Genomic DNA, 14,533 nt, shown 5'->3' with positions numbered 1-14,533 from the left:
AATTAGAGAGAGTTTATGGAGAATTTTGCAAATATTCAAACCGCTGCCTACTTGTTCGCAAGTATCTTGTTTATCCTAAGTCTGGGAGGGTTGTCTTCACAGGAGTCAGCCAAAAGAGGAATTATGTTCGGAATTGTCGGGATGATTATAGCCGTTTTGGCTACCGTATTGGATACCCGGGTTCAAGGGCATGTTTATATACTTATTTCTGTAGCAATAGCAAGTGTTATTGGAGTTATGCTGGCACGTAAGGTGGAAATGACCGCAATGCCTCAGCTTGTGGCAATCCTACATAGTTTTGTTGGTCTTGCTGCGGTTTTGGTGGGTTTTGGGTCTTATCACGAAGGTGCTGATACAGTACATTTGATAGAAGTGTTTGTGGGGGTATTTATTGGTGCTATTACTTTTACAGGTTCTATTATCGCTTGGGGTAAATTAGATGGTAAAATCCGAAGCAAGCCCCTATTATATCCCGGCAGACATGCAGTCAATATCATTCTTGTACTTATTTCGGTTGTTTTAGGTGTATTGTTTGTTCAAGCACCCGGAACCTCAGGTTTGATTTATCTCCTTGTTATGACCGCTATTGCTTTCTTTATTGGTGTAATGCTGGTTATGGCAATCGGAGGAGCAGATATGCCGGTGGTGGTTTCTATGCTCAACTCTTATTCAGGCTGGGCGGCAGCCGCAGCAGGGTTTATGTTGAGTAATGATTTGTTGATTGTAACCGGTGCTTTGGTTGGAAGTTCAGGTGCCATTCTCTCTATCATTATGTGCGAAGCTATGAACCGTTCTTTTTTATCCGTAATTTTCGGTGGTTTTGGCGATACACCTGTCAAGGGTTCTGACCAAGTGATAGAAGGTGAAGTTACTTCGATCACGCATGAAGAAACTGCGGAACTGTTGAAAGAGGCTAAATCTGTAGTCATTGTTCCTGGATATGGTATGGCTGTAGCTAAAGCACAGTATCCAATCCGCGAAATGGTTGATATTCTTAGAAAGGAAGGTAAGGAAGTGCGCTTTGCTATTCACCCTGTGGCAGGACGTTTGCCCGGTCACATGAATGTGTTGTTGGCGGAAGCCAGTGTGCCTTATGACATTGTGCTCGAAATGGACGAAATTAATGAAGATTTGCCGGATACTGATGTGGTGATGGTCATTGGAGCAAATGATGTTGTCAATCCAGGTGCACAGGATGACCCTTCAAGTCCGATTTTTGGAATGCCGGTGATTGAAGCTTGGAAAGCAGAGAAAGTGATTGTGATGAAGCGCTCGATGTCTGTGGGATATGCAGGTGTCGAAAATCCGTTGTTCTACAAGAATAACACCGATATGCTGTATGGAGACGCCAAAGAAAGTGTTGAGAAAATACTGAGCTTTTTGAGGTAGTAAAGAATATACCCTAAGTGGCGGAAACGTCATATAAACATAGTATAAAGGTCTATGAAACAAGCACCTTTTAATCAGCATTTTGGTTTTCTGTACGATTTGCCAAGGTTCAAGTGGGCTGTATTGGCACTTGTGCTCTATGCAACTGCTTATCTGACTTATACTTTTCCTCTTTTACAAGATTTTGCAGGATCATTTATAAGTCCTCCCAAAGATGGAGATTCGCCCGCTTTCGTTTGGAATGTTTATAATTTTCATGAAGCTTTCAAAAAAGGAGAGCCTTTGTTTTATACACAAAGACAACTTTTCCCGCTGGGTGGAAATACCATCATGAATTCCAATATTACCATTGTTTCTATTTTCAATCTGATTATTGACAACCCCATCCTCTCTATCAATATCGCATTGTTACTGAGTTTTGCGCTATCAGGATTGGGTGCTTTTTTTCTTACATACAGATTTACAGAATCATTTTGGGGCAGTCTGTTGGGAGGGTTTATTTTTGCTTTTGCACCCTACAAAATTTCACATTTAGTTTCGCATTATAATTTGATGCTGACTGCGGTAATTCCATTCTTTGTTTTGAATTTCAACAAAGCATTTGAGTTTGAACAAGGAAAGTTCCTGCCCAAAAAGACTCATGTTCAATGGGTGCTTGTTTGTTTTTTGCTGGGAGTGATTGGGTTGCTGAGTGATTATTATACTACCTTTTTTATGTTGTATTACGTTGGCATAGTGTGGGCTTACAACGCATGGATTGCCGGCAAAACATTTAGCATGACATGGAAAAATCTGCTGAAACTATTAGCTCTTTTTGTCATTTTTCATATTCTGATTCAACAAGCTAAACTATTTCTTGACGATAATGGAGCATTTTGGTTGGGTGGTAATTTGATTGATTTCTTTGTGCCTTCGCTCAACAGTCTTTGGTTTGGAGGAGAATGGTTGCAAAATTTCAAAGACAGTTTTCATCCTGAGAAGGGGAGTGTTGAATATGAAATGTTTTTAGGTTGGTCACTGATTTTGCTGCTCTTTTATGTGTGGTATAAATCAGGACAAAAGGAGTTTCGATTTTCTATGAGTACTTTTATGACTTTAGTATTCATGGCTATTTGTTTGCCTGCCGTAAAGATTTTTAATATTTTTCTATTCAATATGCCCACCGCAGCTTTGCATTTTATTCCCTTTGTCAACCATATTCACGTCCCGCCAAGATTTGTGCTGATGGTATGTTTGTTTTTGCCGCTTATCATTGTGAATTTTTTCAAAAATATGCCCAAGTCTGATTATTTCTTTGCCATCCTGCTCTCAGTATTGTTTATAGAATATTATCCCAAAACCTATGCAACGATGTCTGCCAAAGACGTTCCTGCGTGGGTATATGAGGTGAAGAATTCAGATGCTAAACTTGTGATTCCCGTTCCCACAGGGTTAAGAGACGGGATAAAAGGATGGGGCTATTTCAACAGTAATCAGTTGTATTATCAAACCATACACGGCAAAACCCTGATGGGAGGTTACTTGAGTCGCTTACCGGAACATACTTTTGAGTTTTATCGAGATTCGCTGGGCTTGGATGAAAGGGGCTTTCCGACTGAAAAGACTTATCAAATGTTTCCCGATGCTGTCTATATCAGAGAGTAATTGTAGAATGTTTGATGTGATGCCTATTATTCTCCGGCTCTATCAGAATCTTACTTAGTCCACGTAACTTCTTTTACTGAAGGATTATTTTCAAGTTCTTTTATTAAATCTTCGATTTTGCTAAACTCATTATTTTCCAATTCAATTAAATAGGTGTAAGCAGTATCTGCTTTTTCAAAGGCAAAAGAATGGATGGAATTGTGCTCTGAATTCAAAAGCTTTTTTAGCATTTCTGTGTCTGTGGGATCAGGGAGTGTAATAATGCTTAAATTAATGCGCTTAGCTTTCTTAAAATACAGTTGTTCAAATCTTTGCATACCCCATAAAACTATCAATGCAATAAAGGTAGTAGCACCGGCAGCAAAATACATTCCTCCTCCGGTTGCCAATCCAATAGCAGCCACGGTCCAAAGTCCGGCTGCGGTAGTGAGCCCTCTGATGATGCCCTGTTTCAAAAATAAAATTGTTCCGGCACCGATGAACCCAATACCACTGATAACTTGTGAGGCTACACGTGAGGGGTCTAATACGACATTCGGAGTGCCCAATACATCCGAAAATCCAAATGCGGATACAACCATCACCAAACATGAGCCTAATGCTACCATTGTGTGTGTGCGCAATCCGGCAGACCAGTTTTTGCGTTCACGTTCCAGCCCTACCAACGCCCCCAACAAAGAAGCTAAAAGTAATCGTAACAATATTTCTGACCAAGCTAATGTCATCTTTTTTGCTCTGCAAAGTTACTGAATTGTGTTTATCTCGGTTTGAGTTGTGTACTTTATTCCTACGGATACATCTTCTTGTAGATTAGAATTTTTTCTCTGAGTCTGCCTTAAATTTGCGACTCTGTTACGGAATGATTAAACGAATTGAAATTGGTAACTTTATAAATCAAAAAAATACACTTCCTGTTTTTGATGTGAGAACCCCTTCGGAATTTAATCATGCACATATTCCGCAAGCAATCAACCTGCCCATTTTCTCTGATGAAGAACGAGTACAGGTGGGCACAACATACAAACAAAAGGGCAGAGAAGCAGCTATTCTGCTGGGTTTTGATTTTACTGGTCCCAAATGGAGTTCTTTTATTGAAAAGGCACTGCAATATGCACCCGAAAAAATAATATTTGTTCATTGCTGGAGAGGCGGAATGAGAAGTGGGGCAATGGCTTGGGCACTTGATTTTTATGGTTTTGATGTAACCGTGTTAGAAGGAGGATATAAAAGTTACAGAAATTGGGTTTTACAACAGTTTGAAAAGGAGTATTCGGTGTGTGTTTTAGGCGGAAAAACAGGTTCTCACAAAACTGATATCCTCAATGCAATGGCTTCTCAAGGTGAGCAAATAGTGGATTTGGAAGGTATTGCCCAACATTTAGGCTCTGCATACGGAAGTCTGAATAAATTTGTGCAACCTTCGCAAGAAATGTTTGAAAATATTTTGGCAACACAATTGTTTGCCATGGATAATAAGCGCAAAATTTGGATGGAAAATGAAAGTTCTCTCATAGGCAGGATTGCCATTCCGCCTAATATTTTCAGACAAATTAGAACTTCAACACTGGTAGAAGTCATGATTGACAAAGAACAGAGAATACAATTTCTAACAGAAGAATATGGAATCCTTGATAAAGATTTTTTGATTCAATCCACGCAAAAAATCCAAAAAAGGCTGGGACCGGAACAAACCCAAGACGCCATTACAGCAATACAGGACAACAGAATGGAAGATTTCATCAGGATTGTATTAAATTACTATGATAAGACTTATGCCAACGGGCTTGCGAAGCGTGAAGCAAGTAACTGTTTTTCGTTAAAAATGGATTTTGATAATGCGCAAAATGTTGCCCAAAAAATAATTGCTTTTGCAAATGTTAATTCCTTACATGTACCCCACTAACCTTATATGAAAGAAATAATTAAACTAACACAATATTCGCATGGTGCAGGCTGCGGTTGCAAGATTAGCCCTGCCATACTTGACACCATCTTGCATACTAAAAATAAACTTTTTGATTCGCGCTTGTTGGTGGGCAATACTGAGCGGGATGATGCTGCTGTAATTGATATGGGCGATGGAACGGCACTTATTTCCACTACGGATTTCTTTATGCCCATTGTGGATGATGCCTATGATTTCGGTAGAGTTGCCGCAACAAACGCTATCAGTGATGTCTATGCAATGGGCGGAAAGCCTTTGGTAGCAATCGCTATACTGGGTTGGCCTCTTGATAAATTGGCTCCCGAAGTGGCTCAAGAGGTGTTGGAAGGAGCGCGTAACATTTGTGCTCAAGCAGGAATCTCCATTGCCGGTGGACACAGCATTGATAGTCCCGAACCTATTTTTGGATTAGCAGTCAATGGAATTGGTAAGATTGAGCACCTAAAACGGAATTCAACCGCAATACAAGGTTGTCGTTTATATCTTACCAAACCCTTGGGGATTGGTGTTTTGTCAACGGCTCAAAAGAAAGGCTTACTTGCACCCGAAGACGCGCAAATGATGCTGCAAAGTATGACGACTTTGAATGTGTTGGGAGAAGAATTTGGCAAAATGAAAGCGATAAAAGCCATGACTGATGTTACCGGTTTCGGGCTGCTTGGACACCTTGTTGAGATGTGTGAAGGCAGCGGTGTGTCTGCTGAGATTGAATTTGACAAAGTGCCTGTCATTCATTCACTACAAAAATATCTTGAACTTGGCTGTATTCCCGGAGGTACAAACAGGAATTGGAAAAGCTATGGACACAAAGTCTCAGAAATTTCGGAAAGAGAGAAATATATTTTAGCAGATCCGCAAACCAGCGGAGGACTAATGGTAGCAGTCGAAGAAAGTGCTGTGGATGAGTTTGAATTGTTTCTGCATGGCAAAGGGATTGCGGCTACTTCATTTGGAGTGCTCAAAGCCCCAAATGGAATACTTGTCAAAGTTAAATAAATCTGATTTAGAAAAGATACCCTAAACCTATGCCCAGACTCCATCCGGGTTTGTCAATAAAATAACGAAAACGGTCAAGATAATCGCGATAACTACGATTTGTAAGATTTGAGCCGCGAACAAAATAACTCAATTCTTGCTTTTCAAACTTGTATTTGCCGGTGATTTCTGCCCCAAGTAAAAAGTAGGCATCCGGTGCAGGCATAATATCACTTGCAGGGTCAAACCTGAATTGATGTGCTACATATTTTCCATTGAGTTTAAATTTCAGTTTTTTGTATGTGTATTCGGGTTCAATCGTGAACTGAAAAGGAGGAATTAAAGGGAGAAAAGTGTGCTGAGTTATGTCCGTAGCCCAAAGCATAGAACTCTTTTGTTCAATAGAGAAAAAAGGCGTGGGTTTCCAATAAAATTGCAGATTCAATCCTTTGAATACTGCACGGGTCTGTTCATAGTGGAAAGAGAGAAGATTGCCGTGTGGTGTAATCTTGGGTTCATGGTCAGGTATCAGTGTAATATATCCGCTGATATCTTGAACAAAGAAATTTGTTACCGCTTGCCACTTGTTACTTACAACCCATGTAATTTCACATTCTGCTTTATGAGAAATTTCAGAATTCAAATTCGGATTACCTTCCTCGTAAGAGGCTAATCCGTGGTGCATGCCTTTGCTGTAAAGCTCGTTGGGTGCGGGTGGTCGCCAATTTTGAAGCAGGTTCAATGAAATGTTGAGGTTTTTTATAGGCTGATATATGCTTGATAGTGCAAAAGCAGAATGAAAGAAATTGCGCTGAACACTTGTAAAAGAATCATCTGCTATCATATACTGTGCTGCTAAATCTTTGTAATCAAACCGTGCGGAACCGCTTAAACTAAGATTATTCCATTCTTTTTCTATACAATAAAATGCACCCACACCTTGATTCAAATAATCAGGGATGAAATATTCTCCGCCATAATGGTTTTGCTGATAGATTACGTTTAAACCAAGCCTGTGGTTAATATTGCGCTTGTTCTCTTTTTCCCACAATAAATCTCCGCTATGTGTCAGAATCTGATACTCTGTTTCCGGTTCATTTGGGTTCAAGGAATGTTCATCAAACTCCTTGCGTTGATTGTATTGTGCAGCCCATATAAATTTGAGGTATTCATGTTCACGTATTTTGAAAAATATTCTTGCTTTCAACATGTCATGAATGGATTCTTGTCGGGGTTGGGTTATTTTGTAAGTAAATCCATTGTCAATTGGTTGCACACGCCCGTTAATCACATCCTGATACGATGCAGAGTCTTCCATTTCAGCACCCGAATACACTCCAAAATTATTGTTAAATCGACTGTAAAATAAGTCAGTTGTTAACCTTCCTATATGTGTACCTATGCTGGCTGACATATTTTGTTCGCTATATCCGGTATTGTCAATAAAATACTTGGGCGTTTGCAAGTTTCCCTGATTTTTCAGACTGCCTTGAAGCCTCCAATAAAGCGGAACTTTTGAAAAAAATCTGCCGCCCACATTTGTCGATAAATAGCCTCCTCGTCCATTGGTTTCCAGCCCTGTATTGACTGAGCCGGAGATGATATTTTGTCTATAATTAAAAATGGAGGAGGGGTTTACTGTAATAACTCCGCCAATAGCATCATGCCCATATTGGAGTGTGGATGCGCCCCTTATGAGTTCTATATCTTTTGTCAAAAAAGGATCTATCTCCGGAGCATGTTCCTGACCCCAATTCTGCCCTTCTTGACGGATACCGTTGTTTATAATCAGTATTCTATAGCCATACATGCCATTAATCATGGGCTTAGATATCGTGCCACCGGTGTTTAGAATATTGACACCGGACAAACCTCCCATGATATCTCCAATAGAATTTCCTTGCTGAGTTTGCAATTGCGCAGGGCTTAGCTTTGATACGGGACTTAACTGTAAATTTCTGTTGCCACTAATAAAGACTGTCGATAGATTGTGCTGAGAGTGAGGCAGTGTAACTGTAACAAAGGTATCTTGTGTAATCCTCAATTCAATGTCGAGATGCTCGCAAACAAGATGCTCAAAGTGGAGGATATAGGTGCCGGCACAGATTCCCAAAATTGAAAATTTGCCTTCTTTGTCTGTGGTGGTTTTAAATAAATTGTTTTTTTCTTTTACAACCGTAAACTCTAATGGGTTCCCGTCCGAACCATCTAAAACGATGCCTGTCAATGTGATTCGACATTCTTGTGCATTTAGGATTAGGGGGAAAAAGATTACAGCAAACAATATAAACTTTTTATATTGCATGCAGATTGACATAAAGTTGTTTTAAATAAAATTTGGAAAAGGATTAACCGATTTTTAGAAATCGTTCAATTCATTAGCAACAACACGTAGTTCGTCTCTGTTGTATTTGTTGTCAGATTTTTCCAGCATAGACATTAAAGTCTCAAAGTGTTCCTCGGCAGTATATCCTTCATCTTCTATAGGATTTTCATTTTCGTCTTCTTCGGGTTTAATTACGGGATATTCCCAAGCACCATTGTTTTCCAAGTGCTCATAAGCCATGCGAATACCACGAATGACAACAGGGTCGTGTTCCAATTTAGCAAGTTCCCGAAGTTCGTGTAGTTGAGGTACAAGCGATTCAGCATCAATGCCATTCTTTTTTACTTCCGATATTATCTTTTGGATAAGTTTGTTTGCTTTAGGGCTATTCATGATTCGTGATTCAAGAGTGCAAAAGTAAGTATATAAGTCAAATTTTGAAAGTGCAATTTGATGAAAGATAATTACCTCTTTTCAATATGCAACATTTGATAAACTTGGTATAGCATAGCAGCAAAAATCAAAAACGCCATTGCTTGATGCGTTACGCCCAGCCATACAGGCACTCTAAACAATAGCGTAAAAATGCCTAATAATACTTGAATTAAAATAAATAGCGTGGAAATGTTGATTGCACCTATTTGTGTTGGGTTGAGTTTCCAAGATTGTTTTTTTCTCATACTCCAAATATAAATTATCAAACCAAATAAAATTAATGCAACCGTTCTGTGAATAAACTGTACAGATAAAGGGTTGTCAACCAAGCTAATGAGTCCGTTGTTTGCCAATGTTTCGCCAATATTAGGCGCTATCCAAACATCTCCCATCTTGGGCCAAGTGTTATACATGAATCCTGCATGTGTACCTGCCACAAATGCTCCATAAATAATCTGTATGATTAATACTGCGAATGTAATATAACTGAGCCTTTTGATACTTGTTGAGGCTTGATTTTGGGTGGGTTCATACTCTGACTTTAAACCCAATGTTACCCAATAGATATACCCAAAAGTGATAAAGGCATTGGTAAGATGTATGGCAAGTCGATAATGGCTTACATGCGTATTGTTTACCAAGCCACTTTTTACCATATACCAACCTAAGAAACCTTGCCAAGCGCCCAATGCCAAGATGAACAAAAGTTTGGGTAGAAGCTTGCGGCTAATTTGTTTTTTAAAGAAAAAATATAAAAATGGAACAATAAAGGCAAAACCCATGAGCCTGCCTATGAGACGGTGTAGGTATTCCCACCAATAAATACTTTTGAAATCACTAAGTGTAAAATCTGAGTTTAAGAGTTTAAACTGGGGAATTTGTTGGTATTTCAAAAATTCTTCCTGCCATTTTGCTTCGTTCATGGGGGGAAGTGTTCCGGTTACTACATTCCATTCGGTTATAGAAAGTCCCGAACCCGTTAAACGTGTAATTCCGCCAATAATCACCATTGCAAAAACTAAAAAACATCCGGAGTAGAGCCACAGAATTAAAGGGCGATTGTTGTTGCGTGGGTTTGTCGCTGAAATATACATTTTGGATTAAAATAGATAAAAATCAGGGCTCAAATATAAAGTAAATCTATGGTGCAGGGAAAGCCGGTTTTACTGTGAAAATGCTTATCTCAATAATGTCAACGTTCCTTTATACACATAGTCTTTACCGTCAAAACCTGTTACTTTGACCAAGTAAGTATAGACATCCTGTTTGCAATCCACGCCATTGAACTTACCATCCCAACCTTCGTTCAGGTCGTTAGATTCATAGAGTTTTTCACCCCATCTGTTATAGAGTTTCACGTCAAAGGCGATAATACCCTGTGCAATAACGAAGAATCTGTTGTTGAGGTGTGGTCCTGAACCATTGGGACTGAACGCGTTGGGGATATATACAGTAACGTCCGGTCCAATTTTCACCCATTGCTCGGTAGAATCCTTACAGCCTTTGTCGGAAGTAACCCATAGTTTGATTAGATAGCTTGCAGTATCTTGTGGATAGAAGAATTCCGGATTTGTTTTGGTAGAAGTATCCTCGTTATTGCCCACTCCGAAGTCCCAGACATAATTCATAGAGCCAAACTCAATAGCACTAAGGTTTTTCATTCTGAAACGAGGGATAGCGACCGTAGTAAAATAAGAAGGAGTGGTTTTGAAAGCAGCCTTTGGATTAGGATATACATTTACATAATCCAATCTGATAGAATCAGATTCACAGCCTGCTTTATTATTTTTCACTACTAATTTTACATTATAATCACCGGCATCCTTATAGACAATTCCGCTAGGGTTGGGGTCTGTAGAAGTTCTGATTTGCGAATCCAGTTCCCAGAAATAAGTAACATCGCCATCTTTAGGTTTGAGCAGTGTAGATTGAAAATCCACGGTCAGCGGTTGACAACCTTGCAGAGGCGTACCGGAGAAATCGAACTGCGGGTAAGGTCTAATCAGGAGCAATATGCTGTCTCTGACCTGTGGACACACCCCAACCGCATCGGTTTCGACCCTTACAAATACTTGCCCGGTTGTTGTGTCTGTAGTTCCGTGCGTATAAATAGGTTCAAGCGCTTTGTTATCATTGAAAGATCCATCCCCGTCATGTGTCCAAGTGATAGAGTTGGCAAATTTCATGACACTCTTCAACTCAAACGGGATGAATTCGCACTGTTCGAATGGTTTAGGATTTGAGATATTGAGTTCCGGTTGCGATTGCACTCTAACCTTAAAGGTATCAGCATTAGCACATCCGGTAATAGGGTGTGTATATTTGAAAGAGAGTTCATAAGGACCTTCATACTGCTTTGTAGCAGGTGATTCAGCCGGGTCAAAATAATAGTCATTTCCGGAATTTTTCACGCCAAACCCAAACCACTTGCCATCAGCACCGGGGTTAGCCGGGATGATGCTCTTGAGCGGTCTATTACCGGCAGTATTACAAATTAAACTGAATGTATCCAATCTTACCACAGGCAATGAGCTTACGTTGATGGTAGTGCTGTCAGCCACATAACAACCGCTTGCAGTGTGAACGAATTTGAGGTCAAAGAAGCCGGGACCTTTAAAAGGCAAGAACTTAGAGGAGTCAGCGACCCATTGCTGATAGTTAGGCGGTCCTGATTTTGTAAACCATCGTCCGTTTTTCAGGTTTACATAGTTGTTCAGGTTAAGTGTGTCAAAGTTAACGCACTGATTAGGAATAGTAGTAAACTCGATATGAGGTAATTCCACGATTTCGATAAAAGTGGTGTCACAAGATTGGCAGTTTGTGAGCATGTTTGTAGCACATAACTCTACTTTATACCATCCGAGTTTGTTTTTATTTCCAACAGGACCTGCATCCAAAGCTCTGTTGTCCGGATTTGACCCGAAAGGCACGAGCAGGTTGTCATAATTTGCAGGGGAAATCAGAGGGGGAGCATCCAGTATTCTCCAAACGGGCTTAGCTCCTGAGGATAATTGTTTAATGACCCCGTTTTCTCTCATCAAAGGAATAATAGAAACCAAACTTCCTTTGGGCGCAGAGGGTACCCAATCACCAAAGTCAGCATTCTGACAGAACATTCCGCTGTCGAGAGCAATCTTAGGGTTGGGGTTAATTACCACCTTGAATGAGTCGATATTATAGCAGCCGAAGACATCTTGTCCGTCCGCTCTTACCCATTCAAAAGGTTTTGTACCGTCAGGGAAGCTGTCTGTTTCAAAGAAGAGACCACTGTTTACAATTCCCGGTTTTTTATGTGAGAATTTCACCCAATCCGGTTTGGCATCAGGACCTGCAGGGCTTTTTAGATTAATTCTGCCATAATCAAAACATTTGGGGTCCATAGGTTTAAAGGTAATGATAGGCAGTGGCAATATTCTGATATTAATTGTATCAGCATTGACACAAGTTACATCGGATTGAGTAACAGTAACATACAGTTCGTAGAAGATACTATCCACACTTGGATAAGATTGCGAAAAGACGCTGTCGGATGATATGGTAGCATTTCCTAAATCGGAGAGTTTGCTCCAGCGGAAACTACCGGGATATTTAGTAGGTGTTCTTCCGGCAACAAACTTGAGTGTGTCGTTGTTGATAGGATAATTGCTTCTGATACAGATAAACTTATCGCCACCGGCATCAGCAATGACTTTTTCATTGACAAAAAGCTCCATAGTGTCAGTGCCCCAACATCCCAAGGTGTCAATCACATTATGCACGATTTTTCCGGGCGTATTCAGCCAAATATCATGCAGCGAATCCCCATTAATCTGCGACCTGCTCCAATAGAATTTATAGTTTCCGTCATCTTTATAGTTAGAGCTTAAAAACAATGTATCGTAACTGCATATCCGTTGGTCAGGACCCAAGTCAGGTCGTGGGTTAGGTACGGCAAGAATAAAAGTAGTATCAGAAGATAAGCAACCCTTTGCATCCGTAACATTGGCAGAAACATTTCTGTCCGTATTCGTGCCCACCCGCAAGAACATCAGACTGTCTTTAGGGTTTTTAGTTTTGAGCGGATTGTCCCATTGCACTTTAAAGGGACCTGTTCCATACATTATTTTCAAAGGAATCTGAACTGTATCGCCTTCACAAACAAAGGTGTCAGCGGGTACAATAGCCCGTAATAGTTCAGGCACAATAATGGTGTCAGAATATTCGGACGGGCAATTCAAAGGCGGGTTGTTGATGGTGTATGTGATAATATATTTTCCGCCCTGCACAAATTGCAGACTGTCTTTTTGTTTTAAAGATCTGAATATTGGCACCCCGGAGTTTGTAGAGTCTCTGATCTCCCATTGGTGTTGATAAACGCCTTTGTACCAGAATGTGTCTTCGGGAACACTTTCTAATTGCCATTTTCCGCAATCACCTTCCGTTAATTTTCTCTCAGCATAAGCACGCCTTTTGACTCTTAGTGAGTAGCCTCTGGAAGCTACGGCATTGCGAGGGCAAGCCTTATCTCTTCCTGTAACAGAAAACAGGTAGGGTGCCTCCCTGCCGTCACCAACCTTAGTTTGCCAACAGATTTCAACATCCCGTACAGCTGTGGTAACCCCATTTTTAAATGTAAAATATGGACTCCCGACATTGAAAGTAGCACCGGGTAATCCATTATTCCATGATAAATCAATGGTGTCTTTCCAAGGCTGATTGCCGCTGCTGCCGGAAAACTCTTCGTCCTCGGCTGTTATGGTCATACAGATTTTATCTCCTTCACAAACTGCTGTATTCGCAAGGTTGCTTAAATATGGCGCATTATTTTCGCTGCAAGTGACAACCCTTATTTGCATGTCCCTCTTAGTGTATCCAATGTAGAGCCATTTGGAAGCAGTTGAATCTAATCTGAATTGTTCCATTTTGATACAAAGTATTCCTGACTCATCGCAATTAACGGGGAGAAAAGATAAATCTCCGGTTTCAGGGTCAAAACAGATTCCTTCGGTAGGTCTGGTTTTGGTTCCGGTTCTGCAATTGCAAGGGACTGTTTTTTTACAAAATCCGGTCATGGGCCATGTAGTAGGGTTAAATGGAGCATCGTATTTAACACTGACACCCACTTGTTGTTGGCACATTACTAAAGAGAATGATAAAGAATCACCGTCTGCGTCAATGACTCCGTTGTTAAAGTAAAACTCTTGGTTACAACAAATAAAACTAATCGGAGGGTTTCTTAAACTGGGGCTGTCATCGCAATATTTTTTGATGGATTTGTCAATGTTGCAGATATCAATCTCAGCGTCAGTAGTAAAGTCGTTCCAAGAACCACCGGTCGTGATATAATCGCTGCGACAACATTCATTAAAAACAAATCTGAAACGGCAGCATCCCGCATCTCGCAATCTTTTTAATTCGCCTGCATTAAAATCTATTGTACCGGTAAAAATATGTTCTTCAGTTCCTTTACCGGTATAGGCAGTATTTGTTGGAGTACAAGGTCCTTTTACATCTGCACAACTCGGTGTAACATCTCTGATTGAAACATTGCTTAGACTAAATGTTGTTGAGCCACTGCCGCCCATGGAACATTCGATTTTTATTGCCTTAGAACCATAAACTGCAATCCCCATACAGTCTCTGTAAAAGATTAAGGAAACATCATATTTATAATTGCCTTTACATTTCCATACAATGTCTGAACCCATCACATGGTCTGCTTTTGCTTGATGAAATAAAATAAGTGCAAACAAGCATATAATCAGTGACAACGGTTGAAACGTGCGGCTCTTATTTGAAGATTTTCTATATCTCATGAGATAATTGCTTAACATTACCTA

General features: G+C 40.2%; 9 protein-coding genes. 4 read left to right on the top strand and 5 right to left on the bottom strand.

The window, feature by feature from the left end; translation table 11 throughout:
• Positions 1 to 15 precede the first annotated feature (15 nt).
• A complete protein-coding gene (pntB, locus tag M9892_06280; protein MCO5253950.1) occupies positions 16 to 1,389 on the top strand; it encodes a Re/Si-specific NAD(P)(+) transhydrogenase subunit beta in 1,374 nt (457 codons plus the stop codon).
• A gap of 54 nt (positions 1,390 to 1,443) precedes the next feature.
• Positions 1,444 to 3,033 carry a hypothetical protein gene (locus M9892_06275; GenBank protein MCO5253949.1) on the top strand — a complete coding sequence of 530 codons (1,590 nt, stop codon included), beginning with the start codon at positions 1,444 to 1,446 and terminating at the stop codon, positions 3,031 to 3,033.
• A 50-nt stretch (positions 3,034 to 3,083) separates the two neighbouring features.
• Here M9892_06275 and M9892_06270 read toward each other — a convergent pair whose 3' ends face one another.
• Positions 3,084 to 3,758: an MgtC/SapB family protein gene (locus tag M9892_06270; protein MCO5253948.1), complete on the bottom strand. Its 675-nt coding sequence runs from the start codon at positions 3,756 to 3,758 to the stop codon at positions 3,084 to 3,086.
• 134 nt (positions 3,759 to 3,892) lie between these two features.
• Here M9892_06270 and mnmH point away from each other — a divergent pair, with 134 nt between their 5' ends.
• The gene (gene mnmH / locus M9892_06265; protein MCO5253947.1) at positions 3,893 to 4,936 is read left to right on the top strand and encodes a tRNA 2-selenouridine(34) synthase MnmH; all 1,044 of its coding nucleotides are present in this window, start codon (positions 3,893 to 3,895) and stop codon (positions 4,934 to 4,936) included.
• A 6-nt stretch (positions 4,937 to 4,942) separates the two neighbouring features.
• Positions 4,943 to 5,974 carry a selenide, water dikinase SelD gene (gene selD / locus M9892_06260; GenBank protein MCO5253946.1) on the top strand — a complete coding sequence of 344 codons (1,032 nt, stop codon included), beginning with the start codon at positions 4,943 to 4,945 and terminating at the stop codon, positions 5,972 to 5,974.
• 7 nt (positions 5,975 to 5,981) lie between these two features.
• On the opposite strand, the gene M9892_06255 is transcribed toward selD, so the two are convergent.
• From M9892_06255 to M9892_06240, 4 genes are all read right to left on the bottom strand, one after another.
• Positions 5,982 to 8,258 carry a TonB-dependent receptor gene (locus M9892_06255; GenBank protein MCO5253945.1) on the bottom strand — a complete coding sequence of 759 codons (2,277 nt, stop codon included), beginning with the start codon at positions 8,256 to 8,258 and terminating at the stop codon, positions 5,982 to 5,984.
• Between the two features lie 54 nt (positions 8,259 to 8,312).
• A complete protein-coding gene (locus M9892_06250; protein MCO5253944.1) occupies positions 8,313 to 8,672 on the bottom strand; it encodes a hypothetical protein in 360 nt (119 codons plus the stop codon).
• Positions 8,673 to 8,743: 71 nt separating this feature from the next.
• Entirely contained in the window at positions 8,744 to 9,808 is a 1,065-nt protein-coding gene (locus tag M9892_06245; GenBank protein ID MCO5253943.1) for a COX15/CtaA family protein, read from the bottom strand.
• 84 nt (positions 9,809 to 9,892) lie between these two features.
• Positions 9,893 to 14,464 carry a gliding motility-associated C-terminal domain-containing protein gene (locus M9892_06240; GenBank protein ID MCO5253942.1) on the bottom strand — a complete coding sequence of 1,524 codons (4,572 nt, stop codon included), beginning with the start codon at positions 14,462 to 14,464 and terminating at the stop codon, positions 9,893 to 9,895.
• Positions 14,465 to 14,533: the final 69 nt, after the last annotated feature.

The organism is Bacteroidota bacterium (assembly GCA_023957335.1).
Classification (GTDB): Bacteria; Bacteroidota; Bacteroidia; order NS11-12g; family UBA955; genus JALOAG01.
The sequence above is the reverse complement of the archived record's forward strand: the minus strand, read 5'-3'. Positions and strand labels throughout refer to the sequence as shown.

What these genes read in the sequence shown, in the direction of transcription:
- selD (MCO5253946.1), top strand. Translation starts at nt 4,943, where the DNA reads ATGAAAGAAATAATTAAACTAACACAATATTCGCATGGTGCAGGCTGC.
- mnmH (MCO5253947.1), top strand. Translation starts at nt 3,893, where the DNA reads ATGATTAAACGAATTGAAATTGGTAACTTTATAAATCAAAAAAATACA.
- M9892_06275 (MCO5253949.1), top strand. Translation starts at nt 1,444, where the DNA reads ATGAAACAAGCACCTTTTAATCAGCATTTTGGTTTTCTGTACGATTTG.
- M9892_06270 (MCO5253948.1), bottom strand. Translation starts at nt 3,758, where the DNA reads ATGACATTAGCTTGGTCAGAAATATTGTTACGATTACTTTTAGCTTCT.
- pntB (MCO5253950.1), top strand. Translation starts at nt 16, where the DNA reads ATGGAGAATTTTGCAAATATTCAAACCGCTGCCTACTTGTTCGCAAGT.
- M9892_06245 (MCO5253943.1), bottom strand. Translation starts at nt 9,808, where the DNA reads ATGTATATTTCAGCGACAAACCCACGCAACAACAATCGCCCTTTAATT.
- M9892_06255 (MCO5253945.1), bottom strand. Translation starts at nt 8,258, where the DNA reads ATGCAATATAAAAAGTTTATATTGTTTGCTGTAATCTTTTTCCCCCTA.
- M9892_06250 (MCO5253944.1), bottom strand. Translation starts at nt 8,672, where the DNA reads ATGAATAGCCCTAAAGCAAACAAACTTATCCAAAAGATAATATCGGAA.